This is a genomic window from Mesorhizobium sp. NPDC059054 (assembly GCF_042739215.1).
Classification (GTDB): Bacteria; Pseudomonadota; Alphaproteobacteria; order Rhizobiales; family Rhizobiaceae; genus Mesorhizobium.
On the sequence record NZ_JBHYHV010000005.1, the window covers coordinates 207,296 to 231,666 of the forward strand.

Annotated in this window: 24 protein-coding genes and 1 pseudogene; 12 read left to right on the forward strand and 13 right to left on the reverse strand. The window is 53.4% G+C overall.

Annotated elements, in window-relative coordinates:
* Positions 1–523 precede the first annotated feature (523 nt).
* From ACFWXH_RS21995 to ACFWXH_RS22035, 9 genes are all read right to left on the reverse strand, one after another.
* Entirely contained in the window at positions 524–1,369 is an 846-nt protein-coding gene (locus ACFWXH_RS21995) for an arylamine N-acetyltransferase (RefSeq protein WP_379123477.1), read from the reverse strand.
* 12 nt (positions 1,370–1,381) lie between these two features.
* Positions 1,382–2,104, reverse strand: a complete 723-nt coding sequence (locus ACFWXH_RS22000) for an SDR family NAD(P)-dependent oxidoreductase (protein ID WP_379114359.1) — start codon at positions 2,102–2,104, stop codon at positions 1,382–1,384.
* Between the two features lie 923 nt (positions 2,105–3,027).
* On the reverse strand, positions 3,028–3,450 hold the full coding sequence (locus ACFWXH_RS22005; RefSeq protein WP_379123478.1) for a hypothetical protein: 423 nt from the start codon (positions 3,448–3,450) through the stop codon (positions 3,028–3,030).
* Positions 3,451–3,461: 11 nt separating this feature from the next.
* The gene (locus ACFWXH_RS22010) at positions 3,462–3,956 is read right to left on the reverse strand and encodes a DUF6622 family protein (protein WP_379114363.1); all 495 of its coding nucleotides are present in this window, start codon (positions 3,954–3,956) and stop codon (positions 3,462–3,464) included.
* Positions 3,949–5,199, reverse strand: a complete 1,251-nt coding sequence (locus tag ACFWXH_RS22015; protein WP_379123479.1) for a hypothetical protein — start codon at positions 5,197–5,199, stop codon at positions 3,949–3,951. The genes ACFWXH_RS22010 and ACFWXH_RS22015 overlap by 8 nt, the downstream gene beginning before the upstream one ends.
* A 24-nt stretch (positions 5,200–5,223) precedes the next feature.
* Positions 5,224–6,459, reverse strand: coding sequence for a hypothetical protein (locus ACFWXH_RS22020; protein WP_379123480.1), 1,236 nt, complete (start codon positions 6,457–6,459; stop codon positions 5,224–5,226).
* Between the two features lie 44 nt (positions 6,460–6,503).
* Positions 6,504–7,775, reverse strand: coding sequence for a beta-ketoacyl-[acyl-carrier-protein] synthase family protein (locus ACFWXH_RS22025; protein ID WP_379123481.1), 1,272 nt, complete (start codon positions 7,773–7,775; stop codon positions 6,504–6,506).
* Entirely contained in the window at positions 7,765–8,925 is a 1,161-nt protein-coding gene (locus tag ACFWXH_RS22030; RefSeq protein WP_379123482.1) for a hypothetical protein, read from the reverse strand. Before ACFWXH_RS22030 ends, ACFWXH_RS22025 begins: the two co-directional genes overlap by 11 nt.
* A gap of 4 nt (positions 8,926–8,929) precedes the next feature.
* Positions 8,930–9,295, reverse strand: a complete 366-nt coding sequence (locus tag ACFWXH_RS22035; protein WP_379114372.1) for an acyl carrier protein — start codon at positions 9,293–9,295, stop codon at positions 8,930–8,932.
* A 346-nt stretch (positions 9,296–9,641) separates the two neighbouring features.
* Here ACFWXH_RS22035 and ACFWXH_RS22040 point away from each other — a divergent pair, with 346 nt between their 5' ends.
* The 5 genes from ACFWXH_RS22040 (at position 9,642) to ACFWXH_RS22060 (ending at position 14,217) form a co-directional block, all read left to right on the forward strand.
* The gene (locus tag ACFWXH_RS22040) at positions 9,642–10,094 is read left to right on the forward strand and encodes a hypothetical protein (RefSeq protein WP_379114373.1); all 453 of its coding nucleotides are present in this window, start codon (positions 9,642–9,644) and stop codon (positions 10,092–10,094) included.
* A 34-nt stretch (positions 10,095–10,128) separates the two neighbouring features.
* On the forward strand, positions 10,129–11,529 hold the full coding sequence (locus tag ACFWXH_RS22045; protein ID WP_379114374.1) for an alanine racemase: 1,401 nt from the start codon (positions 10,129–10,131) through the stop codon (positions 11,527–11,529).
* Positions 11,530–11,540: 11 nt separating this feature from the next.
* On the forward strand, positions 11,541–12,569 hold the full coding sequence (locus ACFWXH_RS22050; protein ID WP_379123483.1) for a PLP-dependent cysteine synthase family protein: 1,029 nt from the start codon (positions 11,541–11,543) through the stop codon (positions 12,567–12,569).
* Positions 12,570–12,602: 33 nt separating this feature from the next.
* On the forward strand, positions 12,603–13,601 hold the full coding sequence (locus ACFWXH_RS22055) for an NADP-dependent oxidoreductase (protein WP_379123484.1): 999 nt from the start codon (positions 12,603–12,605) through the stop codon (positions 13,599–13,601).
* 172 nt (positions 13,602–13,773) lie between these two features.
* Positions 13,774–14,217, forward strand: coding sequence for a MucR family transcriptional regulator (locus ACFWXH_RS22060; protein ID WP_379114379.1), 444 nt, complete (start codon positions 13,774–13,776; stop codon positions 14,215–14,217).
* Positions 14,218–14,529: 312 nt separating this feature from the next.
* Here ACFWXH_RS22060 and ACFWXH_RS22065 read toward each other — a convergent pair whose 3' ends face one another.
* Positions 14,530–14,808: a conjugal transfer protein TraD gene (locus ACFWXH_RS22065; RefSeq protein ID WP_379123820.1), complete on the reverse strand. Its 279-nt coding sequence runs from the start codon at positions 14,806–14,808 to the stop codon at positions 14,530–14,532.
* A 1-nt stretch (position 14,809) separates the two neighbouring features.
* Positions 14,810–15,136, reverse strand: coding sequence for a conjugal transfer protein TraD (locus ACFWXH_RS22070; protein ID WP_379123485.1), 327 nt, complete (start codon positions 15,134–15,136; stop codon positions 14,810–14,812).
* A gap of 180 nt (positions 15,137–15,316) precedes the next feature.
* On the opposite strand from ACFWXH_RS22070, the gene traA reads away from it, so the two are divergent.
* Positions 15,317–18,340: a Ti-type conjugative transfer relaxase TraA gene (gene traA / locus ACFWXH_RS22075; RefSeq protein ID WP_379123486.1), complete on the forward strand. Its 3,024-nt coding sequence runs from the start codon at positions 15,317–15,319 to the stop codon at positions 18,338–18,340.
* Between the two features lie 129 nt (positions 18,341–18,469).
* On the forward strand, positions 18,470–18,685 hold the full coding sequence (locus tag ACFWXH_RS22080; RefSeq protein ID WP_379123487.1) for a helix-turn-helix transcriptional regulator: 216 nt from the start codon (positions 18,470–18,472) through the stop codon (positions 18,683–18,685).
* Between the two features lie 87 nt (positions 18,686–18,772).
* Here ACFWXH_RS22080 and ACFWXH_RS22085 read toward each other — a convergent pair whose 3' ends face one another.
* On the reverse strand, positions 18,773–19,015 hold the full coding sequence (locus tag ACFWXH_RS22085; RefSeq protein WP_379123488.1) for a multiprotein-bridging factor 1 family protein: 243 nt from the start codon (positions 19,013–19,015) through the stop codon (positions 18,773–18,775).
* Between the two features lie 132 nt (positions 19,016–19,147).
* Here ACFWXH_RS22085 and ACFWXH_RS22090 point away from each other — a divergent pair, with 132 nt between their 5' ends.
* Positions 19,148–19,777, forward strand: a complete 630-nt coding sequence (locus tag ACFWXH_RS22090) for a hypothetical protein (protein WP_379123489.1) — start codon at positions 19,148–19,150, stop codon at positions 19,775–19,777.
* Positions 19,778–19,813: 36 nt separating this feature from the next.
* Positions 19,814–20,311, forward strand: a complete 498-nt coding sequence (locus ACFWXH_RS22095) for a helix-turn-helix domain-containing protein (protein WP_379123490.1) — start codon at positions 19,814–19,816, stop codon at positions 20,309–20,311.
* Between the two features lie 235 nt (positions 20,312–20,546).
* Here ACFWXH_RS22095 and ACFWXH_RS22100 read toward each other — a convergent pair.
* Positions 20,547–20,741, reverse strand: a pseudogene (locus ACFWXH_RS22100) (IS110 family transposase); the annotation flags it as partial.
* Positions 20,742–21,031: 290 nt separating this feature from the next.
* Here ACFWXH_RS22100 and ACFWXH_RS22105 point away from each other — a divergent pair.
* The 3 genes from ACFWXH_RS22105 to ACFWXH_RS22115 all read left to right on the forward strand — a co-directional run bounded on the left by ACFWXH_RS22105 (position 21,032) and on the right by ACFWXH_RS22115 (position 23,833).
* Positions 21,032–22,615, forward strand: a complete 1,584-nt coding sequence (locus ACFWXH_RS22105; protein ID WP_379123491.1) for a hypothetical protein — start codon at positions 21,032–21,034, stop codon at positions 22,613–22,615.
* 351 nt (positions 22,616–22,966) lie between these two features.
* On the forward strand, positions 22,967–23,101 hold the full coding sequence (locus tag ACFWXH_RS22110) for a hypothetical protein (RefSeq protein WP_379123492.1): 135 nt from the start codon (positions 22,967–22,969) through the stop codon (positions 23,099–23,101).
* A gap of 12 nt (positions 23,102–23,113) precedes the next feature.
* A complete protein-coding gene (locus ACFWXH_RS22115) occupies positions 23,114–23,833 on the forward strand; it encodes a hypothetical protein (RefSeq protein WP_379123493.1) in 720 nt (239 codons plus the stop codon).
* The last annotated feature ends 538 nt before the right edge of the window (positions 23,834–24,371 follow it).

A 24,371-nucleotide genomic window follows, 5' to 3' on the forward strand; every position in this document is an offset into this window, starting at 1 on the left:
ACCCATATATCGCGAGACGGCGATAGCATGTGTACGAGGTTCCAGTGCCCGCTATCTGGCTGAATACGTTGGATTTTGCCAATGTCTGATGAGATCGAACCTCCCATCAGCTTGATGCTAGCCTCTATCCTAGCCCACTGAAGCAAGGGGCTCTGGCCTGAAAATAGAGAGCGCCCGCTGACTTTGTTCACGCGTAAGGACCATTCTGCGTCACGGGTCCGGTTTTCGATATCGACGCCGATATTCCTGCGGGAAACTGCGGCGAGCCCCCAGTCGACGGCATATCCCAAGCTTAGATGCAGGTCGGAGTATCCCCCAGAGAAACACGGCCTCCCAGAGGGACGTGTCGTCACTTCGAGTGTAAGCCCAATTCTTCCTGCCGCCGTGTCTACAAGCTGAGAAAGCGCCCTATAGGCAAGCGTCCGACGTTTTTCCTTTAACGAGCAGAAATTGATTGGTCGACAGTGCGCCACTTCCGGCAGAGCAAAGAAACCGTACCAAATCGGTGATTCCAAGCCACTGGTCAATTTCGCAAACCGAAAGCTGACGGCAAATTGTGGAAGTCGCAAGTCGATACACGAAGGGAAAAAACGCTCTCCAGAATTTCACAAAGATGGCGCACGGAAAATATGCGCTCCTGAACTGATGTAGCGCAATCCCGTGTTGTTAGAGTATCATTTCGGATTACTACACCGCCGATACTGGTCGGCCGACTGACTATCAAATTTTTAGTGAAGAGCGACTTTGGAGAAAGAGAATTGAAATAATTTGCGGGCTCAAAGTCGGCCAAATCGTACCTTCGAAGGTCGAAGTAATAAAGTGGCGTCCAGAACCCATGAACTTGCCGCTCAAGGACCAAAAGCCCGGCGTGAGCTTCCGAGATTCTGAATTTGTGAAAACCTTGTTCCTGCTCTACTCCAGCTCGGATCATAAGCGGACCTAAAGGCCCCCCGATGCCAAAGCCGACATCACAGAGCCAAAGATCGCCATCGAGTTCGGCGAACAATACCATGTGGGCTCGGGGACTTGGTCGCTCGTCCTCTCGTGCAATCTTGGCCATTCCAAACTGGGAGGAAATGTTGAGGGACTGCAGCATTCGTTGCAGCAACGCGTTTTGTTGAGAACACCCGCCGGCTCGACCGCGAACAAGGAATTTTTCGAGTATTGAATCAATGTCTACAGTTGGAGCTGTTCCCAAAAAATAGTCCAGCATCTCGAAAGGAAATGCACGAATATGCCCTTCCATAACTGAGGTTAAGACCTGCAGCTTGCTGTCAGCCGCGACCTGCTGGTAGCCCACCTTCGACAAGTAGCGCCCAAGCCACACTTCGCTGCCTAGAGCTCCGCTTTGGTTTCCGTTTTTAAGCATCGCCTCGAACCGCTAGATAATTTGTTCTCCATTGCCGACGCAGAAAACGGAACCAGTCGTATTCGTTCGGCGCATCGCAATATCAACGACCAACTGAGCGACGTGGTCGGTAGAAAGAATCCGACGTGTCGGAATCTCTCGCAAAATGTCCTTCTTGCTGCCCGCCGCAAAAGCCTCAAACATCTCGGTCTCGACAAAGCCAGGAGCAACACAGTTCACGAGCACGTCGAAGCGTCCGACCTCTTTGGCAAGCCCTTTCGAGAACCGCTCAATAGCCACCTTTGAGCATCCGTAAGCTGAATTACCCGGCTTTACTTTTTGAGCGGCGCTAGATGAAATATTTACTATATTTCCTTGACGCCTCATCAACATGTCTTCAATAAATGTCAGAGAATAATTGACTGTGCCCATGAAATTATTATTCATGAGCTCAAAGATGCGTTGTCGACCATTATCCACAAGAAGGCCATCCAGCGCTAATCCGGCATTATTAATCAAAATCGTAGGAGTGCCGTGCTGAACCACAATGGAGCGGAATTCTTGAACTGAATTAATATCCGATCCGTCCACCCGATGCGTAAGTATCTGGTTATCTGATTGTGATCGGACCGCCTCCGCTGCAAGCACGTCACTCCGATAGGTCGCGAAAACCAGAATCCCCATGCCGGCAAGCATCTCGGAAACACGGCGGCCGATACCTTTCACGCCGCCTGTTACAATCGCACACTCCTTCATGCTGCCCGCCTTCCACTTATCACACAGGCCAGCATCCCATGGGTACTCATCCCCTCCTCGGAGCGATAAATGTAGGAAAACGCGAGACTTCTCGAAGTCCTTTCCCCCAATCTTAAAGCTAGAGTCAAACGCATACCCTTCAGAACGGGGAATCCGAACACGGTTCGCCTGATCTCAATTCCATTGACCTCCGGTATAGCTTGCCATCGCCTAAATCGCTCCACTGCAAACCCCACTAGGCAGGCGCCAGGCACAATCGCCTGCTCTGGAAAATGTATCTCAAAAAGAGGGGCCTGCTTGGCGACACGCAACTGGAAAAGGTATTCAGATTCGCCCATCTCTTCTGCTTCGACTTCTAATAGAGAACTTAGGGCCTCAAACATCCTGCGCCTCCATTCTTTTGAGATATTGATCTGGGTATTGCTCAGTCAATACTAGTCCGCATGCCAGAATCACATCCCTAAGTATTACAAATACAGGCCACACATCGGGATAAGTCACCGCGGAAATTGACAGAATAAAACAACTAAGAAAAATGGCGGACCAAATTACAGCAATATGGACGTTTATTTTAACAAATATGGGATCATTCCAAATCTCAGGCGGATTATCCGGCCTCGAATACTGTAAAGTGTATGGTTTTCCCGCGATAATTGATGTTGATGCAACAATAAAGTACGCACCAGAGACAAATACAACGGGATATTTCGTGAAAACCGTCGGTCCGATTGAGTACTCGACCAGAACGGACGTCAAAAAATAAGAGGCAGCGGTCCAATCTATTAGAAAGCCTTTTCTCAAATTATCCGCTGATATCACCACCAACAATAATATACATGTTATTGCGGAATAGTATCTATCTCCATCAAGCACATCTAATATAAAAGGATATAATGCCCAAATAAAAAATGGTTTAAGTATCCTCAGCACGGCAACCTCCAGGGTGCCTGTACCACGTAAATAACTGCACCATCGCCACCAACCTCTATCCCTGACGTCTCCACTGTTTTGATGGTTACGCTAAAAAACGCATCGTTTTTCGTCACTGAACCGACCAGCAAGCGTACTTGAGCTAATCGATCAATTTTGGCCTGCCGTATACTTGCCGGAATGAAGCGATTGCCGGAATTTAAATTTGAAGCAAACAACCGGCTTGTCGCACGCACCGCAAATTGGTGCAGGGTCTCGACCGCAACTACCCACTCACCGTACTGTGCGCGCAGTTTCTCTGAACGATTCCAATTGTGTGGCGCATAGCAATCATAGCCGCTCGGTCCGACAAAAACAGTCGGACACAAGTCCAGGTAATTTGATGCAATATCGGACGCGCGGACAGATGCATTCATTGTAAAACACCTTACAAGCCAAAACGTTTTGCGATCTTGTAATGGCCAAAACTGCGTCCAGCGAAGAAACCAGCAACAATTCCTGATGTTAAACTATCAATCGCCTGAAATGACACTTGTCGCGACCAATCTGTATCCACAGCTGACTTGTAACCGAACCAGAATTTGATCGAAAAGAAGACCATACTGACAATAAGTACGCTCACATCCCCAGGTATAATAAGGTGATCTTGTTCTCGACGGATCCCAGTGCCCGTGACCAGGGTTACGCGATAAAGAACTACAGCCGTGATACCAAACCCAGTGACCCAGGCAATTGTAGTCAGTGCTCCAAGATTTTCCCTGGTTACCAACCCATAGACTGACGATAGCAGGAAAACAGCGGGTAAAATAAAGATACCCCTGACCGACGCCTTCCCTTCGAAGCAAGAGGCCAACCCAAGATAGAGAACTACTGTGAAAACCACATACACCCACTGGGGGGTGTTCTTAAGTATCTCAATCATCTTTATCGCTCCCTTGAATGACTATACCGTCTCCACGGAGGTCGATAACATTCCTAGTCTTCGTGCGCCAATTCTTTTGGAGGGCCTCTCGGCCGCTGACCTTAAGGGTAACCACGCCCCTGGATACACCTTCCTCGATTTCGACGATTGTCATGAGCGCGCTTAGCGCATCGGCTGACAAAGTTGGCTCTTGGTCAACATCAGCGTCGATAGCTACGGTCATGAGATCTTGACCGCATTCCTGTGTCTCAAGAATAATCTGAAGGTTCTCAACGCACCCCGTCTTGTTTTCGATCACACGGCAGACAGAGTCGTAGCTGACGGCGTTACCAACCAGATTGAATGTTGAGTCGCTTCGCCCGCCGATAATCAATCCTGCTCCGGCGCCTTCCTTATATGGAGGGATAATGCGGCCGCGGTCTCCAATCTTATAGCGCACAACTGGAACTATGGGCGTGGTCAAGTCGGTTACTAATATACTGCCATCGTCGTCCGTTTCGAAGAAATACCAGTCCTCAAGCACCTCATGGACGCCACTCGGCATCGACGGGGTACTTATTGCGGCATAGCCGTATTCGATCCCTCCAAAGAGGCTATAATATTCAGCACCTTTCCAGATACGCTTTATTATATCCCGCTTTCGTGGATAGAATGGTTCGCCGGTATAGACGATCTTTCTTATGTTCAACTCGACACCGTGAATTTCGGAATTCAGGGCAAATTGAACAACGCTCGGAGGCGTTCCGATGACTGTATTTAACCCCAAATCTCGAAAAAAACGGAGAAGCTCCCGATTACATTGGATGGAATCCAATACACCGATGGGAAGAATTGTCGCGCCAATAGGTTCAAGAAACCTGTTGGCGGCTTCGTACACCACTCCCAGCCCTCCTGGCCGAAAGAGATTTGCGGCGACATCGTCTTCATTGAACACGTTCGAGAGCAGATAAACATAAAATTCGTATGGATAGGTACCTTCGGACACATCATTCCAAATACGATGACCGAGTACCAACGGCTCTGAGGTTGTCCCGGACGTGGCGATTATGTATCCACTTTTGAAGTGCCCCCCGAGGGCAAGAGATCGGCTAATCTCCCGTAGATCGGTTTTGGTCGTGACCGGATATTTGAGACGAAAATCTTCCAGCGTCTCCACAGAAGGCATGTTTGTGAGATTGCCGACCTCATTGTAGGCGGCAATCATCTGATTAAAGCGCCCGTGATTGAAGTTCGTAGCTTTCATAACAACGAATTTCCCAGCTTGGCTTCAGATGGCCGATATTTCGCGGAGATCGACAACCGCAGGCCGCTTGGATCTTCGACTCGTGTGTATTTTGTCTCTTCCCAGCACATTCAACTGCACTGCACCGCGCCTGATATCCTCTGAAATTTCCTTAATCGAACTAACCTCGGCCAGAACACTTTTCGCAATTTCACTGTTCTCGGAAATGTCGAGATCCAGAACAATATCCATTTGATCTTGACCACTTTCACCACTCCGTAAGATCAATTGAATATTGCGATCATCCGCATGGACGGAAACACCAGCATGTCTTACCTTTTGCACGATAGTCTCAAATTTGATCAACGCTCCTCCGCAATTGAAAGCGTTATCGCTGCGTCCACGAAGTTCTAATTGGGACGAGCCATCCGGCAGACTTACAAGGCTGCCCCGGTCACCGATGCGGTAGCGGATAATGGGGACCAACGGCCCCTTCAAATCGGTAATGTAGAGGTTGTCATCGTTGTCGACCTCTACGACAAACCAATCCTCGAAAAGGTGGTGACGATTGGTCTCGAATGTCGGTAATCCCACACATGCTAGGCCGAATTCGGTAGCCCCATAGAGACTGTAGAAGCTCGCCGCCGGCCAAATCGACCGAATGTATTCTCTTTTACTCGGGTAAAAAGCTTCGCTGGAAAAGACGACTTTTCTAATATTAATGTTTACTGCAAGCTGAGCGGAATTTCTCGCAAACTCGACAATACTTGATGGAGATCCAATCAAAGTGTTCAAGCCGAGGCGCTGGAAAAGCTGGAAGTGCGGGCGGTCATTTTGGAATGAATCCATCCGGCCGATCGGCAATATTGTTGCTCCTGTTGGCTCCAAAAATCTGCAAGCGCCTTCGTAGAGCAAGCCAAATCCGCCAGGGAAGAATAGATTTGCGATAACGTCTTCTGACCGAAAGATATTCTCGCTTATAAAGTTGTAGAATTGGCGGGGATAGGAGTCGTCCGTAGGATTTTTCCATATCCGATTTGCCATCACAACGGGTGTAGATGTCGTTCCAGACGTCGAAACGATGTAGCAGCCAGTGAGTTGCCCCCTCTTGAGCAGGTCCTCTCCAGCTGAACGTAGAAATTCGCGATCGGTAACAGGATAGGCGGCACAGAAATGCTCGTAGCTGGAGACTTCCGGCAAATTTCGCTCGGGCGTAGCCTCATTATACGTCGCGATCATCAGGTTGAATTTGGAGACGTCGAACCGAGAATGAGACTTCATTTCCACAGCCCTAACCTCTCGCTCTGCGTTTCCACTTCGCGACCTCATGAACAACTCTCCAAGACCACAGTGGCAGCAAGGCCCCCCATCCCGAATGAGTTTTTCAAGATATTCCTTGGCCTGGCATCGACAGTTTTGCGAACGACTGTAACGTCGCAAGCTGGATCCTGATGTTGGATGTTTATGGTTCCAGGAATGAAACCCTCGAGGGAAGAAATGAGACAGTTTAAAGTTTCCATTGCACCGGCTGCTGCAATCATGTGGCCATGGATTGACTTGTTGGCTGTGACGGGGATTGGACGGCCAAAAACGGTGTTGATGGCCCTGGACTCATGAAAATCGTTAAGTTGTGTCGACGTACCGTGAGCATTCACGAGATCGATGTCTGTGGCATCAAGTCCGGCATCCCGTATTGCGCGCCTCATCGAAAGTTCCATTTCGCGCGATTCCAGATGGGGCTTCACGATATGCGACGCATTCAGACTTGCGCCGTATCCTGCAATTCTCAGCAGAGGCGCTCGACCGCTGCTCTCAACATGCTTCTTTCGCTCCAGCACAAACAAAACAGCGCCTTCCGCCGGAATGTACCCTGAACGCCATTTATCAAATGGTCTTGATCTCTCCTCTGGGGGAACGGTGCCGTCCGACGCAATTACGTCTGCTGCTTCAAGCCCGATAAAGTGCTCGGGAGAAATCTTTGCAGAAACACCCCCGACGATTGCGGCGTCCAGCCTACCCCTCCTGATCGCTTGAAACCCTGTCCCGATTGCTTGCAGGGACGCGGAGCAGAGCCCAATATGGCTAAATGCTGGCCCCTCAAATCCAAGAGCATCCTGCACCTGCTTCAGCGCTGAAACTGGGCTGTAATTTATGAAATCACCGATCCTGAAGTTGCGAGATATTACCTTTGCTCGCTCTTCTAAACTCGTGGCGTCCGGCTCGGCTTCCAATATACATTTCGTAATCTGGACGACATCGGCCACCGGCTCATCCGCTCCGAGAAAGCAGCCGATACGATCCTTCTCATATTGATCTAGTTGGAACCCTTCGTGCGCTCGAAGCGACTTTAGAGCGGCTCTTACATACAGGATATCACCGATGACGGGAGCTCCACTGGAAGGCCAGCGTATCTTCTCGTTGCCCAACTCAGGCACACCAGCATGCTTAACCTTGAACGAGTCGGTATCGTATTTATGAATTTTGCGAATGCCCGATTTCCCCGTCCGAAGCGCTCGCTCTATTTCTTCATAAGTCACTCCAATTGGGGTCACGGCACCGAAGGCGCTTACCACGACATCATTCCCGTCAGTTGCCATAACTCGCACCTCGCACCGCCTGGCTCGCAATGGTATCTCGGCACTTCTCAAAAAGTACCGCTCCCATCCCGACAGATGTTCCGATCCCATTGAGAATAATAGACGCCCCGATCGGGACAGACGTATCCGCTATCGTTAAAATAAAATCGACAAGATTGTTTGGTTGCCCAGTATATCCTGTATACTTTTTATACGATAATATTTTTGGGTTTGCGAAGAACTTCCGGACAGCAGACCTCTCTTTTTCACCAGATTCTTCTATTCCATTGTCATAGCAAACAACAAAAATCGGCTTCGAAGCTAAATCCGAGAAATAACGGTCGTAGAATGCCAACCAATCGGCATCGTTGACTTGGACTTTATCGTGAAATTTTGTACTCGCCCGGTGCAGAAGCGCAAAAGGGGAAGCACCTCGATCTTGAACTCGCTGCTGCGGCTCCAACAGAATTGAAGCTGCAGCAGCGGAAGGCAGGATGCCGGACGTACCATCGCGCTCGCGTAACAACCCCATTCTCGAAAACGCGAGATGATTATCGAGGCTTGCCATATTTCCACAGGCGCTAAGGATAGCTCCATCCAGGCACCCATCTGCAATTTTTGCAGCAGCTTCCTCAATCATGCATATGCCACCCAGAGACATTCGCTGTATTGGATATCCTCCTCCGCGCAGCTGAAAGTACTTCGAGATGTGATACAAAGCATTGGTAGGTAGTTTTTTAAAAAGGGCGAGCGGGTGCACTCGTTCCCGCAATTGACCAATGCGAGACAATACCGCGCTAACAGTAGGTGGCTGATCCCACTCGCGGCGATGGACGAGGTCCCAAAGCTCAGTCGGGAACTCCCGCTCCCGCTCAGCGCTTGTAAAGACGCCAATATTCTCACGAGTTTTTCCGTCTATAGGGCCCTTCTCTTCCGCTAACGCAAAAGCATCTATTGCAGTCAACAGGCATTGAATCGCTGCGTCGTTAAGAATTGATCTATCTTCTCTCGCGACTAGCCGAACCACATTCTTTCGATATTCCTCCACCGGAATCGCGTTTCCTAAGAACGATTCATGATGCTGAAACTCTTTGCTTAAAATTTCCGCGGCCGACTCTGTTGTTCGCCCCCGCGCCAGTAGTCCTACACCGGTGACCGCAACGTTGGACATCAGTTCAGCCGTTCACAATTTGAGTGACGCGGCGCGAAAGTACAACTGGTGTAAAGTAACGACCAAGATCCTTAGGCTCGATTGGTTTTACCTCCTCCTCCAATCCCAACGCGTCGCAAACACGCTTCCACCCACTCGGAGTCCAGTTCGTACCGTCGAAATATTCCTTTGTCGTACTCATCGCATTGAACGGCCACAAATTTTCAGGAGTTATCTTTTCTGATATATTACTTTTTAGTTCATAACATAGATCTATATAATCTATGGAACTAAATCCATATTCAGCGAGAGGATTATTGTCTCCTATTTCTGAAATATTATCTATATATAGAACATTTGCCGCTATTTTCTTTACCGTATCGAGATACATCGTCAATCCCTCCAACTACAACTTCATAAGCGATGCTTTCAATCTGCCAGCAAGGCGACCTTGGTTTCGCATGCCAACAGCGCCTCGAAAGTACGATTAACGGCCACGCGGACAACGATAGTAAGTTGAATGCAAAAAAATAGGGATGACATCACCCCTATTTTTTCCCAGCGACGGCATCTATTCTGGTAAAGACTCGCAACTATGACATGGAAATTTTTATCACGAATTTATATGAAGCATGATTGGAAATAAATATCCAATTATATTTATATAATACTTATGCATCGTATATTTTAAGGTAACTTCTCGGCAATCAAAACATCGTCGGCATGAGAGCACACTGATGCGTGAATTTGGCCAGAGATTGGTATGGTCTCAAGACAGTGCTTCCGGTGAAATTCACCAGGAGATTATTTTCGCCCTTATCAAGACATCCGACCTGAAAAGGACTGAGGAAATCAATCTTGGGCGCGCGGCATCGCTAAGAAAAAAAATCGAGAATGAAGGCAAATGGAATAATCCCATTCTCCTTGAACGTGAGAGCAAGGCGGTTATGGATGGGAACCATCGGCTATGGGTCGCGCACAATCTCGGTCTCCAGTGCGTGCCATGCATCTTGCTGTATTACGGAAACCGTCACCTACAGCTGTCCAGTTGGTCCAAGGGACAGGCAGTTTCACCAAACCAGGTAGTTTCCGCTGGCCTGACAGGGGCCCTCCTAGGCTACAAGACGACCAAGCATGATCTTCTGCTTGATCTGTCCTACCCCACCTATTCGCTGGATGAGTTGTTGTAGTCCCGTCAACTAGGATCGATCGGCCGTGCACTCAATGAGCGAGTCTTTGATCGCCAACCACATGATCGACGAGTTCAGATGGTCGGAACCCGAGACCTCAGCATATATGCCCATCTTGGACAAGCGGGTCCGCTCGTTGCTTGCACATCAGCAAGATCTACACCGTTGGGTCGGCTGTTTTGGTTCACCGTTGCATTTGATCTTTCCCGAGATTGCCTTTGCAAATGGTCAACGCTGGCTCACTAGGCTAAGAGCAATTATGGAGCAGGTTGACGTGCGGTTTGGCATGAAAGCTTGCAAAAGCGATGCACTCACGATGGCCCTTTCGCTCTCCGGCACTGGAATGGACGTGTCGAGTGCAGGCGAATTACTAGCGTCATTGCGGAACTATACACCTCGGGAACGGGTTTCTTTTACAGGGCCTGATAAGCCCGATCATGAACTCGCCCTTTGCCTCGCGCACGACATCTCCGTGAGCATTGACAGTTTTTCCGAGTTGGACCGCTTTATACAAATACAAACTGCCATGATGAGCAAAGGCAAACCCGTGTTGCGGTACCGGCCACCTTTGCAAATAAATTCTCGATTTGGTTTTACTGCGGATGAATTATTTCATGCGGCACAAAAACTGCATGCCAGCGGAATCATGATTGAGGGAGTAGCATTCCATCTTTCCGGCTACAGTAGCCTAGAACGTGTGTGTGTTGCCAAGGAGGCTCTTAAAATTCTCCAGCAACTCGCCAGTCGAGACATACACGTTCGGAGCCTTTCCCTTGGTGGCGGCTTCTTGGTCTCATACCTCGCACACCGTCCATCCACCGTCGAGCCACCAAAAACTTGGCAAAACAAGCGACTTCAAGGCGGATACTCCTATTTCTCAGATAGCGCTGCTGACAGACAAGCAGAGCAGATACTGTGCGAGCTCCTATCAGACTTGGGCTGCAAGTCGGTCATTGATGAGTTGAATCTGAAACTTATTGTAGAGCCTGGTCGAGCTTTAACGGACCAGTGTGGAGGAACTCTAATGCGAGTCCTGGGCGTTAAGCGAACCGCCCAGGAGATGGATTTGCTCATTTTGGATGGCATGAGTTTTTCGTTGTCCGAGACTTGGTTCAGTTCCGATTTTCTGCCCGAGCCCTTTTTAGTCCCACAGGGGTTACAAGCCCGCGAACCCGACAAGAGGACGTACGTGCTAGCAGGACGGTCTTGCCTCGAAAGTGACATGATTAGATGGACGGCCGTTGAGTTTTCGATCCGTCCCCGTCCCGGCGATCTAATCTATTTCCACAACACCGCAGGATATCAAATGGACTCGAACGAAAGTACTTTCCACCGCATTTCTGTACCCCGCAAAGTTGCTGTCTCGTTTGCAAACGGTCAACTCAATTGCCTACTCGACTCTGAAGTTGACGTTCGGAGCTTTGTCGTAGCGTGATCGTATCCTTTATGAGCGAACTTATCGGAAAAACCCCAATATTGCGGGTCCCTTTCCGGAACAATGGAGTAGAGCTTTTTATCAAACTCGAAGTGTTCAATCCCTGCGGATCAATGAAAGACCGCATGGCCTTGAGCATGCTTGATGCGGTTGAAAGGCGATCCGGTCGCCACGATGGCTTGAGGATCGTTGAGTCGTCCTCGGGCAATACTGCAACCGCGCTATCTATGCTGTGCGCCGAGCGTGAGTACAAATTTACAGCTGTCATGGATAGTCATGCGGCTCCCGATAAGGTCAGCGCCGTCCAGGCGTTGGGGGGCGAGGTCATGCTTATCGGCGGGGGCGGAAAGCTCGTTACTGCAGAACGAGATGAGATCGCTCATCAACTTGCCGACCAAGACGAGTGGACCTATTGCACGGAGCAGCATGACAATCCGGCAAATGCCGAAGGATATGCCAACCTTGCGCAGGAACTCCTCGACGATCTCGAAGGTAGTATTGACTGCTTGATCGGCGCAATCGGCACCGGAGGGTCGTTATGCGGTACAGCTCGCGAACTAAAAAAATCCCTACCTAGTATCCGTATTGTCGGAGTCGAACCTGAGGGCAGTATTATATTTGGAGGGCCTGCCAAATCCTATCTACAGTCCGGCACCGGAACGCCGGATGGTGCGAATGTGGGTCTGGTCATTGACTATGACGTTATTGACGAGGGGCGCAAGGTCAGCGACCCCAACGCATTTGCAACATGCAGAGTTCTTGCAGAAAATTTCGGCTTGATGGTCGGCGGATCGGCGGGAGGCTCGATCTTCGAAGCCATTCAATATTGCCTTGATGCGCCAAGGGGGAGTCGCGTTGTAACTCTGGCATGCGACACTGGGTTCAAATACATGGACAGTATCTTCAAAGATGACTGGCTTTATAATAAAATACCAGAGATCGATATGTATCGGAACAGCATACATCATCTCATAGTGCACAATACCGGGCTTCAAGAGAACAGATCTCTCGCGCGCATTAGGCGCATGAAAAGCTCGTAACTTTTCTTCTTTTCAAATCGACAAGGGGAAATCATGTCAATCAATCACCAACTTTGCCTTCGCAGGCGACCAGTTGGCATGGTCTGCGCTGATGATTTTTTTGTGATCGGTACCGCAATCCCCAAACTCGAAGAGGGTCAATTTCTGGTCAGAAACGAGTATATCTCCCTCGACCCAGCGATGCGTGGTTGGGTAGACGGGAAAAACTCATACTTCCCTCCTGTTGAACTCGGTTCGGTCATGCGTGGTATCACCGTCGGCCGTGTCGAACAGTCACGCCACCCTAGTTATTCAGAGGGCGACTATGTGACGGGGATGCTCAATGTGCAGCAGTATGCCATTTCCAACGGATTTCAAATTCGAGCAATTCAGCCCGATTTAGTTCCTCCACCATCATGGCTCGGTGGGCTCGGAATTCCTGGTGTCACGGCTTACTATGGATTGAAAGAAATTGGGCGGCCAAAACCCGGGGAAACACTACTCGTTTCGGCCGCCGCTGGCGCAGTCGGATCTATGGTTGGTCAAATTGGCAAGATTCTAGGGTGCCGGGTGATCGGTGTTGCCGGCAGCGTTACCAAGTGCGAGTACCTGATCAACAACCTCGGATTCGACGGAGCCATTAACTACCGAGCTGGGCCGATCAATGAGCGGCTATTCGACACCTGCCCCAACAAGATAGATGTCTACTTTGATAATGTGGGCGGCCGGATTTTCGACAGCGTACTGCCCCACATGAATTTGTATGGGCGAATCCCATTGTGTGGGATGATTTCCCATCGCTACGAAGCAGATCAGGCTGGATTTGAGAACTTTAGATTCCTTCTGACAAGTCGGCTAAAAATTGAAGGATTTATTGTTTCCGATTACGTTAAAAAGCTATTGCAGACCGTTGATATTCTCCTCGGATGGCATTTGGAAGGGAAGCTCTCATTCAAAGAAGATATCCGAGAGGGTGATCTTATGCATTTCCCTTTGCTCCTTAACGATTTGTTTGAGGGTAAGAATTTTGGAAAGTTGATAATGAAGATCTGAGGCGTGCTGCGCTTGGACACGACTGGTATGTGGCGGAGCTTCCAGCCGCGACCATGCCACCTCTGCCATTTCATCATTGGTCTTCCCACTTCGGCTCGTCTTCTAGCCTTTCATCTTTCGAAACAGCCATTTCTCGGCTAGGGAGAGCGAACCTATAAACGGGGAGCAAAAAGTGGCCGAAGATACCGAACATTCCAATGTTTCTATTGCAGAACTTACAGCGACGATCATTGGAGCATACGTTAGCAACAATCCAGTTCCTGTATCCGATCTGCCAATCGTCATTGCGAGCGTTGCCAACAGCTTGCGGCACATCAAACGGCCTCAGATTGAACCAGCATCTGAGCCCCCGAAGCCGGCCGTTTCGGTTAGGAGGTCGATCCACCACGACTATCTAATCAGTCTCGAGGACGGTCAGCAGTATCGCACCTTGAAGCGGCACCTGACGACGCTTGGCCTTACTCCAGAGGAATACCGTGCCAAGTGGAACCTACCGCCGGATTACCCGATGGTGGCGGCAAGCTATTCGGCACAACGGTCAGAACTTGCGAAGAAGTTGGGACTCGGTAGAAAACCTAGCATCAGGCGTCGCGGCAAAGGAAAAGCTGAGGCCTGATCTCACCGAGGCTCGCAGGATTTGTGAACGTGAGAGCGACGTGCGTCGGTCCCCTACCCTGCTCTCTGCCTTAGCAACGGAATAAGTCAGCGGTTCATAGGGCCCCGGTCCGGTATTCTTTCGGTTTCCAAGTTCCGCACAGATTTCGGCTGTCAGAGCGCCGAAAACCGGAGCTCTCTGGCGCCCTATCACCTATTCAAGATTCATCTCGAATTCGATGCGATGACGCGATCAGAACGCGTGTAGCGTGCTCTAGCTATTTGCGCCCCACCTGGTCATTTTATATCGACGAGGCAGCTCCCGATCAGGTTTCTAAGGGAACGGAGCTGACGGCAAATCCGCACGCTTCGCGCCAGCCAATGCTTTGCTTTTGTATTGCGCATTGAACGCTTCCTTCCCCCTTCCGGCCCAGAGCTTTCTCGCTCGTTCACCATCGTCCCTTTGCAGTTTGTCGGCGATCCAGAGCATCGCGCCGTAGATCATGGCACGATCGTCACCGACAAGGTCGACAATGCCAGATTTGACGACAAGTCCGCCGAGTTCGATGAGGTGTCGCGTGCGTTTACGGCGTTCGATCTGCCATGTACGCATGTCAAACCGCGCCAGTGCCGCCTGACAACGATTGCGCGCTGCCTGGTTGCGTTTGAGCGCGACCAGTGTCGCGGTCAGATGCTCTTGAAGATCGCCGCGATCTGCCACGAAAGAACGCCGCTCCACGCTTGGCCCAAGCATCCCGCCTGTCGGCATCTTTCGTCTCGGCCAGAACCAGCAGCGCACCAGCGAGTTCGTCGGCGCTGAAGCTGTCGGCGCCCGTGGCGATGACCAGTTCGCCCAGTTGCTGCACCTTGCGCGTTTTGAGTTCTGCAGCCTTGTCCTCCAGCGCTTTCAGTTCGGCGTCGTAGTCGCGTGGCTTGCGCATGGGGATGTCCTTCATCCAGAGAATTGTCGATGTTGCGATAATAACTGAGCGCCCCGCAGAAGGCTGCCATGTCATTGAGCCGGTCTGAGACACGCCGGTCCATCCCGAGAATTTTTCGAGGGAGGGCGCGCTTATACGTCGTTCCGACGTGCGCTTTATCGTGCTGATGATCCCATCGCGATGGCGATCTATCATCTTCACGTGAAGGTCATTGGCCGCAAGGCCGGCTCAAGTGCGGTGGCGTCTGCTGCGTACCGCTCGGCCTCACGGCTGCGCGACGAGCGGATCGAGCGCAGCCATGACTTCTCAGCCAAACGCGGCGTCGTGCATTCGCAGGTGCTGTTGCCTGATAATGCGCCCGAGCACTGGAGCGATCGCGAACGGCTTTGGAACGCTGTCGAAGCCTTCGAGACGCGCAAGGACGCGCAGCTTGCCCGCGAGGTGGAGTTCGCGCTGCCCCGCGAGTTGAGCCAAGCCCAAGCCATCGAACTGGCCCGCGACTTCGTGCAGGCGCAGTTTGTTGATGCCGGCATGATCGCTGATCTCAACGTGCATTGGGATATCGGCGAGGATGGCATGGCCAAACCTCATGCCCATGTCATGCTCGCCATGCGCTCGGTCGATGAGGACGGCTTTGGCCCGAAGGTGCGGGACTGGAACAGCACGCAGATGATCGAGCGCTGGCGCGAACGCTGGGCTGAGCTTGCCAATGAGCGTCTGGCTGATCTCGATATCGACGCCCGCATCGACCATCGCAGCCTGGAAGCACAGAGTATCGACCTCGAACCACAGAGCCAGATCGGCGCATCGGCACAGCGCATTGAGACACGTAGTGTCGAAGGTGAGGCTGTCGACGTCGCCGACCGCGCCGAACTGCATCGGGAGATCGCGCGCAACAACGGCGCGCGCATCCTTGCCGATCCCGCTGTGGCTTTGGATGCCATCACACAGCAGCAATCCACCTTCACGCGGCGCGACATGGCGCTGTTCGCACACCGCCACAGTGATGGACTGGAGCAGTTCAACGCGGTGATGAATGCCATCGCGAGTTCGCCCGACCTGGTCGAGCTCGGTAGCGACGGCCGCGGCATGGAGCGCTTCACCACGCGCGACATGATCGCGGCCGAACAGCGGATGTACTCTGCAGCCGAACGCATGGCCGAACGCGAAAGCCATGCGATCGACTACAACAACCAGGCAGCAGCGCTGGCACGTGCCGAACAGCGCGGCCTGCTGCTTTCCGGTGAGCTGCAGGACGCGGTGGCCCACGTCACGGATGGGCAAGATCTCGCGCTCGTCATCGGCCATGCCGGAACGGGAAAGAGCGCCATGCTCGGCGTGGCACGCGAGGCATGGGAAGCTGCCGGCTATCGCGTCCGCGGTGCTGCGCTTTCCGGCATCGCCACCGAGAATCTCGAAAGCGGATCCGGCATAGTCTCGCGCACCATCGCCAGCATGGAGCATGGCTGGCAGCAGGGCCGCGACATGCTGTCGGCACGCGATGTGCTGATCATCGATGAGGCAGGCATGGTCGGCACGCGCCAGATGGAGCGCGTGCTTTCCCATGCAACTGAGGCCGGCGCAAAGATCGTACTGGTCGGTGACCCGCAGCAGTTGCAGGCCATCGAGGCGGGTGCTGCCTTGCGGTCAATCCATGAGCGTCATGGCGGCGCAGAGATCGGCGAGGTACGCCGCCAGCGCGACGACTGGCAACGCGACGCAACACGCGATCTGGCAACCGCCAGGATCGGCAGTGCACTTGAAGCATACCGATCCCACGGCATGGTGCACGAAGCAGCAACCCGCAACGAAGCGCGAGAGGATTTGATCGAGCGCTGGGACCGCGAGCGGCAGCGGCAGCCAGACCGAAGCCGCATCATCCTCACGCACACCAATGATGAGGTGCGCATCCTCAACGAGGCAGCGCGCGAGCGCATGCGCGAGGCGGGTGATCTTGGCGATGAGGTCAGCGTCACCGTCGATCGCGGTAGGCGCCACTTCGCCAGCGGCGATCGCGTCATGTTCCTGCAAAACGAGCGCGGGCTTGGCGTGAAGAACGGCACGCTCGGCACCATCGAAAAGGTCGATACGTGGGCCATGACGGTGCGCACCGATGGCGGATCCGTTGCCTTCGACTTCAAGGACTATGACCGTGTCGACCATGGCTATGCAGCCACCATCCACAAGGCGCAGGGCATGACGGTTGATCGCACCTATGTACTTGCGACACCGGGCATGGATGCGCATAGCGCCTATGTCGCCCTGTCGCGCCATCGCGACGGTGTGAACCTGCATTACGGCAACGATGATTTTGCCAACCCAGACCGGCTCGCGCGCACACTGTCGCGCGACCGTGCCAAGGATATGGCATCGGATTACAAGCGGATCGACCCGGTGCGTGAATATGCCGAGCGGCGCGGCATCAGCTTCCGCGCTCGCGTCACTGAGATCGTACGCGGGATCGTGCCGCAGACGTTGCGCAACAGGATCGGCGGCCTGCTGGACGAATCGCGCTCCGCCGCGGTCGCAGCGTCACGCCAAGACAGCGGACAACGGCCGCAACGGGAGCGCGCCGGCAGGCAGGTTCAGCGCGGCACCCCGATGCCGGAACGAGAGGTGGCGCAGGACCCGGAAGCGATCTTGCGCAAGGCCCGCACCGACGCCCTCACCCGGCACGCGCGGGCCATCGTCGCCATTCTAAATACCGGAGACGTGTCCAACCCCGATCAAATGCGTGAACTGAACGAGGCCCGCAATGCCTTTGAAACGGTGCGGTCCGACGGATGGCGAGATGCCGAAGCGGCTTACACCAAGGACCCCAGGCTTGCCCGCGAGGCAGCGACTGGCAGGGTCAATCGCGCCATTCGTGCACTGCAACTCGAAACGGAAATTCGTACCGGAAGGCGCCGCGACGCCAGCATCGATCCTAGCCGCCGAGCCGAGCGCTTCGTGGAGCGTTGGCAAAAGCTCGCCCAGACCAGCGAGCGCCAATACAGACAGGGCGACATCGCCGGCTATAGGGCCACACGCTCCGCCCTGGGCGACATGGCCAAAAGCCTAGAACGCGATCCGCAGCTAGAATCCATCCTTGCCAATCACAAGAAGGCGCTCGGCATCTCTTTCGAATCGGGTCGCCGCCTCGGCGCTGAACTCGCCTTCATGCATGGCATCGATCTTGGCAGGGGCCGAGGTATCGGAATCTAGATCCAGCCTTTTTACCACCGCTTCTGCGCCACGCTACGACGCGACCAAAGCCGGTCTTGCATGGCCGTCTTAGCCTGCCCCATCTGGTCCCCACGACAGTCGGCAACAACCAGCAGGAGGCAGCCAGTCATGCGCGAACCGGATCGTATCATCCGTCTCAAGACCGTCCTTGCCCGAACCGGGCTGTCTAGATCCACCATCTATCGCAAGATCGCCGAGGGCACGTTCCCGGCCCAGATCAAGATCAGCGTCAATGGAGCAGGTTGGCACGAATCCGAGATCAATCTGTGGGTTGCCGATCCCATTCGATGGCGGCCAAAGGATGAGGCCGATGGGTCAGATTGAACCGGTAAAGTGCGAGAAACTGGATGGCACCTTACCGGTTCCGCCAATTGTCGCTTTGCGCTAGCCAGGCCGCGGGCTCCCCGCCACTCAACCTGGTACTCCCAATAACTTCTTGATGGCTGACGAAGCATCAAAACCGAGTATCTCGGCAAGTTTCATGAACTCAACGACATCTACACGTCGTTGTCCGCTTTCCAAGCGAGCTACAAACGATTGGTATTGGCCGAGCTTCGCTGCCAACTCGACTTGGGTAAGCCCTGCCGCTTCACGCTTCTTGATAAGTAGCGCGATCAGAGCTTTGTGCCGATCCGTACCAAGTGTATCGACCACTTAACCCCCCAACTGAATTCAGATGGGGGGTTCCTTTATATCTGATTTTCAGTTATCTTAAATTCAGATATTTCCTGATGCCGCCACGTTTGGCCGTATCCACCGACCACGCTCAGGCTTGGAGATCGGATCATGAGTGGTTCCGACGATGGGAGGATTTTGCCCTCGATCACCCGACGGCGATTGATGACGGGAGCGGCCGCGGCAAGTATCACGTGGCCATTCGGCCTCTCAGCGCATGAGAATACGCCGCGCAAGGTATTGCGAGAAGATCCTTCCTTTCGTTTGTGCGAGAGGTGGCGGGAAATGCACGATAATACACTGGCACTCTGCCGCAAGCAGCAATCGCTGGAGGCAGACCTCGTCAGGACGATTGGATTTCCAAGTATACAGGAGCGCCGTAGCAACGGCGGCGAAGTGACCATCCGTTCCATCAACGATTTGCCTGAAGACAATGCTATCCAGAGTCGGGCTTCTGCCGACCTTGCCGCCCACCAAGCGCGCTGGGATGCGATGGACGACCAGATCGGCTATTCGAGAATGGATGCAATGATCCGGCAATCAGAAGCTCTCGAACAGGCTATTTTGGATGATCTGCTACGATCGCCAGCCTTAACAATCGACGTCGTGCTGGCCAAGTTATCCGTCATCCTCTGCGAGGCAGAGAACAGGGAGGACCCCGACGATTTCCCATGGTCACACATCCGCGCAGTGCGGAATGATCTCGCACGCCTGCATGGCTTGGACATTGATACGCTCTGAAATCCGAAGGGCAGCGCAAATCCCAGAGGTGAAGCCTTGCTGGAACGTTTTCAAACCGGTCTGGCATCTAAAGACCAGGCTAACCCACATTCGGCTGACCGACATGTCGGCAGGCAAATCGCCACTGTGCGCGTCCAGTCGGACGTCTCGCAGGCGCAACTGGCCAGAGCGATCGGCATCAGCTTTCAGCAACTTCAAAAATACGAAAACGCGCGCAACCGGGTCAGCGCATCCATGCTCTATGAGATCGGCCGCGCGCTGGATGTTCCCGTCAGCCGCTTCTTCGACGGACTACCGGGCAATGGCGAAGCAACTGCCCTGCTCCTTCCGATCGACGAACGCCTGGAGTTCATCGCGAGCGCCGAAGGCAGGCGCGTTATCGAAGGGCTGATGCGTCTTCCTCCGCGCGTGCGCAACCGTATGTCGTCTCTCATCTCTGCTTTGGGAGAGGAAATCGATCCAGAGCAATGCCGATCCGGGCATAGATCGGTAAACTCCCCAGTCATTGCAACTACACCAGCTCTGTCGCTTTAAAAACAGATCGATCGCATCCCATAGTTGGCACGTCACCAAAAGGGGCCGCTTCCGTCGAGCAATCTGCAGCTGCTACGATCGATGGATTGGTTGCGCAGCGCAAATTGATCAATACAGAGAAAATGCATTAACGGCTCCTCCAACAAGGTGAATGAGATGGCCGCCGTCATAAATATCTGCTTCAACGCTGAGCACGCCGATCGAATTTCCGCATTACAACGGAGTTTGGCGCAACAGGATGCAGCCAGGGTGACAAGGAACCCGCTTCGTGGCCGACACGCCGCAGACGCGACACAAATGGTTTCAGCACCGCAAACAGCGCCTCCGGCTCGCTCGCGACCTTCACCGTCAAATGCACCGCACCCCGATCATCGACGACGCACACCGCCGTCTCTTCGATCGCCACATCCAGTCCACAAAAGAACTCCATCAGCCGCCTCCTGCGTGGTTTGACGGCGGCAACTGTAGCAGGGGAACCCGCTGTGTCCGCTGGCGCCGGAGTCTGCCGATTACGGGCAGCAATCCCTCGGTCGTGAGTAAGCGTCCGGTCTCTGCACCCAGATTGGGTAGTGCATTCGAGTGACATATCGGACTCCTTCGTAGTATGGAGGATCTCCCGTGAATTTGGGACATCTCGAGAACCATGCGCGGCAATCTTATTGGGTTGTTCACGTCGAGGCGTGGTAGCGCAGCGGCCTGACGCGGACGGAATATTGCCGTGTGCATCGCCTGACGAAGGACACGCTCGATCGCTGGCTGAAGTACTTCGCAGGCAACGACGCGGCGCGCAAACACGCGGAATATCAGGCGGAATTGCGTCGTCAGAAGCGCCTGGAAGCGCGAGCGAAGCGGCAGAAACAGCGGGCTCGGCGGCGCTTCGCGGTGAGCACGGATGTGCGTAACCGCGCCGTCCAAGCGTACTGGGCAATGCATGTCGAGGCGATGAATTGGATGCGGCCTGCCGCGCTGAACATCGTGTGCATGTTCGATTGGCGATGGTATCGCTGCCCCAGTCGATCTTCCTCCACTTGCGGCGGCAATGCTCCCGGAGTTTTTCGAAGACGATACACTGTCGGCGGCTCTTTCGCAGGAGCGAAGCCAGGATATGATGCGATCTGCATGACCGAATCTTCCGCGCCGCCTATTCCGCGACACACAGCAGTACTTGCCGGCAATGTTGGCGAGCCGATCAAACTGACAGAGCTGATGCTCAACGGCGTAACCGCGGAAGCTGCGCGTGAGGGGCAAAACGTCAAAATCTGGACACGGCTTTATCTCACGTCTGACGATAAGCCTTTTCACCGGATTGTGGAGGGCCTGAACGCCCATATCGAGTATCGCGCCGCCCAGGTCGGGCATGTTGCAAGCCTGACGAGAGCTAGTTTTGTACTGCTTGTTGTTCATCCCGATAATACAGGTGATCTATGGCTGGATAAAGCGGCCGTCTCGATCAATATCCGGACCAAACGGGCCGTTGAAGCTGGCGAGCCTGTCTTTGAGAACGACATAGCAGACGTAACCGCAATGTCTTTTCCTCTTGTGGAGATCGGCAAAGAGGACAGAATCTTGTGCGTCTTCCGCGAGGGCTGGCGCTTTGCGCTGTTCTTCGATTTCAACCACGATGGGGATCTTTCGATCGAGAAAATGGAGCGGGATCTTGGCACGCTCTTTCGACGCCTCAAGTACCGTGATCTTTATGATGCCATTGCCGACGAGGCGATTTTCGGACGGCTTATCGACGCGGGTTGGTTTCCGTTTGTTGAAATACTGAGTGCGGAGTTCGGCGAACTGGTGAGAACTTGCCAGGCCGGTTTCGAGCTCGGAGAAGCCGAGAGCAAGCTGCTGGCGTCGTTTGGTACTGAGCGCATCGAGCGGATGTTTGTCCGTTGGATGGCAAAGCCGCATTTTGCCGGAAAGGAGCGCGTCCTGCGCTCGGCTCTGAACAATTTCGGCGCGGGCGACTCCGTCGCCGTACTTAAAATCGCCCTAACCGAGATTGAAGGCATCCTCCGGGATGCGTATCGCAACACGCACGGGAAGGGTGCGCGACTGAAGGCGCTGTTGAGATTTGCGGTTGAATCTGCCGAACTAAAATCGGGCGATCCCGATACGCTGCTCTTTCCAGCGGCGTTCGCCCGCTATCTGCAATCTCATACTTTTGCGGACTTCGATCCCGAGGCGCGGACCGGCAAGGCAAGCTCACGCCATGCGGTTGGGCACGGTGAGGCGGATGCCGAGAGCTATACGCAGGTGAGGGCGCTACAGGCCCTGCTGACGCTAGATCAGTTGGCCTTTTACACCTAGCCAGGGCGAGATTTTGAGGCGTGCTAATTTTCGGGCTATTTGAGGCTGTGCGACAGAAAGCCCTTTGCAGAAATGATGGATCTGTAAGCTCTTGACGGCAATCCGCACGACGCCGTACAGATTGCGACCTTCGAGATATTTGATCGTGAAGGCTGGTGCAACGAGTGTCGCGCGATCATACTCGTAACGTGTCCTTGACGGGTCGGCGTTCATACTGCCGAATGAGCGACGAGGCCTATTGCTACCCGCCTGATTTGGCGGTCCTGCGCGATCGTTTCGGATGAGTGGGCAGGCGCAATCCGCACGGCACGTTAGATAGAAACGCCGACCCGCGCTGTATTACGATCAGCAATGACCGGATCTTCCGAAGCTTCAGCCAAAACCTACTCGCCACTGGACCGGGAGATCGTCACCCTGGCCGCCGTCTGGGACCTGATCGGCTCGATGGTGCACTATGCCCATTTCGAAAAGAACCACCGGGTTTAAGACGCGATCCTGATGTTCAAAACCCAGGAAGCCAGCAAGCTCTTCCTGATCATGCTTGCCGACTTTCTTTCCCTCCCCCGCGACGGAACGTTCGGCCTTGTAAAACTTACAGGCGAAGGAAGTCTCGGTAAGACTTATCTCGGACATCTCCACCGGTTGGCATCCGCGCCCCTCTTTTCTGGCGACACCGGTTTGCTGTCGTCCTCGATCGAGATGTTCGCGCAATGGCTGGATGGGTTTGCCGTGGTGGAAAAAGTCTGGCTGCCCTCGATCGAGCGTGAAGGAACGCTGCGCGTACGGCGTATGAGCTACCTGAAGATTTGCGGGACGATCTCCAAGCATGGCTTCACGCGGCTCGGTGACATCGTGGGGAAGATACGTACGATCCTCGCCGACAACGGAACGGACATCGACGAAGGGCAATGCTATCTCGTCATCCCTGAATTTCAGGAATGGTTCCAGGACAACATCTTCATGGCATCCGCGACCACGGTCGCATGGCATCTCAATGAAATACGGTGGGGGATTTATCGCTATCTCAGGACGGAATTTGAGCGGTCCTATACGCCGACGAAAGTCCTGGCAGGCGCTCAAATGTACGGTTACGACGTACCTGCCGAAATCACCAATCCCCTGATCCGATCGATGTACTGGGATCTGATGAACGGCATGCGCACCGCTCCATTTTTCCCGAGATTCACTGTCAACCGCCATTTGCGCGAGTTGTACTGAAGACCTAGATATTGCGCTCCAACCGGGTTTGCGAATGGCAAGGAAAAGGCGGCCTTTTGCGTGCAGCCTATCCCAATTTTAGCGATAGCTCCGCGCTGGATACTCCATGTGGCGGGGAAGCCAATTTCGGCCTTCTTCCCGAGGCCGCCGGAGAGGCAGTCGCCAACAATCTTCTTTTGCACCTTGGCGCGGGAGCGCCAGGTGCGCGTTCGCTGCTGCATTTCCCGCGATCTCGCGGACGATCCCGGTGATCGCCTCCTTATCGGCAGCAGGTCAAAGAAGACCTGATCGGGCTGCTAGATTTTGCGCATGTTGGCCTTCATCGCCTCGCCACGTACCGACCATCTTCGTGTGGGGCTGCAAAGTTTCGGCCATGACATAGGCGAAGATGCGAAGGAGTACCGCATCCATTAAGCGGTTTCCGGTAGGTTCCTATCGCATGCTTACGCCGTTCGATGCTGTGCATGATCGACCAACACCCTGAGCAGATTTCCAACTTTCATCCAAAACTATTGGCTGAAGCCCGAGAGCAAGACGC

Bases quoted from the DNA above. Each gene is read 5' to 3' on its own strand.
- ACFWXH_RS21995 (WP_379123477.1), bottom strand. From the start codon at position 1,369: ATGCTTAAAAACGGAAACCAAAGCGGAGCTCTAGGCAGCGAAGTGTGG.
- ACFWXH_RS22000 (WP_379114359.1), bottom strand. From the start codon at position 2,104: ATGAAGGAGTGTGCGATTGTAACAGGCGGCGTGAAAGGTATCGGCCGC.
- ACFWXH_RS22005 (WP_379123478.1), bottom strand. From the start codon at position 3,450: ATGAATGCATCTGTCCGCGCGTCCGATATTGCATCAAATTACCTGGAC.
- ACFWXH_RS22010 (WP_379114363.1), bottom strand. From the start codon at position 3,956: ATGATTGAGATACTTAAGAACACCCCCCAGTGGGTGTATGTGGTTTTC.
- ACFWXH_RS22015 (WP_379123479.1), bottom strand. From the start codon at position 5,199: ATGAAAGCTACGAACTTCAATCACGGGCGCTTTAATCAGATGATTGCC.
- ACFWXH_RS22020 (WP_379123480.1), bottom strand. From the start codon at position 6,459: ATGAAGTCTCATTCTCGGTTCGACGTCTCCAAATTCAACCTGATGATC.
- ACFWXH_RS22025 (WP_379123481.1), bottom strand. From the start codon at position 7,775: ATGGCAACTGACGGGAATGATGTCGTGGTAAGCGCCTTCGGTGCCGTG.
- ACFWXH_RS22030 (WP_379123482.1), bottom strand. From the start codon at position 8,925: ATGTCCAACGTTGCGGTCACCGGTGTAGGACTACTGGCGCGGGGGCGA.
- ACFWXH_RS22035 (WP_379114372.1), bottom strand. From the start codon at position 9,295: ATGTATCTCGATACGGTAAAGAAAATAGCGGCAAATGTTCTATATATA.
- ACFWXH_RS22040 (WP_379114373.1), top strand. From the start codon at position 9,642: ATGCGTGAATTTGGCCAGAGATTGGTATGGTCTCAAGACAGTGCTTCC.
- ACFWXH_RS22045 (WP_379114374.1), top strand. From the start codon at position 10,129: ATGAGCGAGTCTTTGATCGCCAACCACATGATCGACGAGTTCAGATGG.
- ACFWXH_RS22050 (WP_379123483.1), top strand. From the start codon at position 11,541: ATGAGCGAACTTATCGGAAAAACCCCAATATTGCGGGTCCCTTTCCGG.
- ACFWXH_RS22055 (WP_379123484.1), top strand. From the start codon at position 12,603: ATGTCAATCAATCACCAACTTTGCCTTCGCAGGCGACCAGTTGGCATG.
- ACFWXH_RS22065 (WP_379123820.1), bottom strand. From the start codon at position 14,808: ATGCGTACATGGCAGATCGAACGCCGTAAACGCACGCGACACCTCATC.
- ACFWXH_RS22070 (WP_379123485.1), bottom strand. From the start codon at position 15,136: ATGCGCAAGCCACGCGACTACGACGCCGAACTGAAAGCGCTGGAGGAC.
- traA (WP_379123486.1), top strand. From the start codon at position 15,317: ATGGCGATCTATCATCTTCACGTGAAGGTCATTGGCCGCAAGGCCGGC.
- ACFWXH_RS22080 (WP_379123487.1), top strand. From the start codon at position 18,470: ATGCGCGAACCGGATCGTATCATCCGTCTCAAGACCGTCCTTGCCCGA.
- ACFWXH_RS22090 (WP_379123489.1), top strand. From the start codon at position 19,148: ATGAGTGGTTCCGACGATGGGAGGATTTTGCCCTCGATCACCCGACGG.
- ACFWXH_RS22110 (WP_379123492.1), top strand. From the start codon at position 22,967: ATGACCGGATCTTCCGAAGCTTCAGCCAAAACCTACTCGCCACTGGAC.
- ACFWXH_RS22115 (WP_379123493.1), top strand. From the start codon at position 23,114: ATGTTCAAAACCCAGGAAGCCAGCAAGCTCTTCCTGATCATGCTTGCC.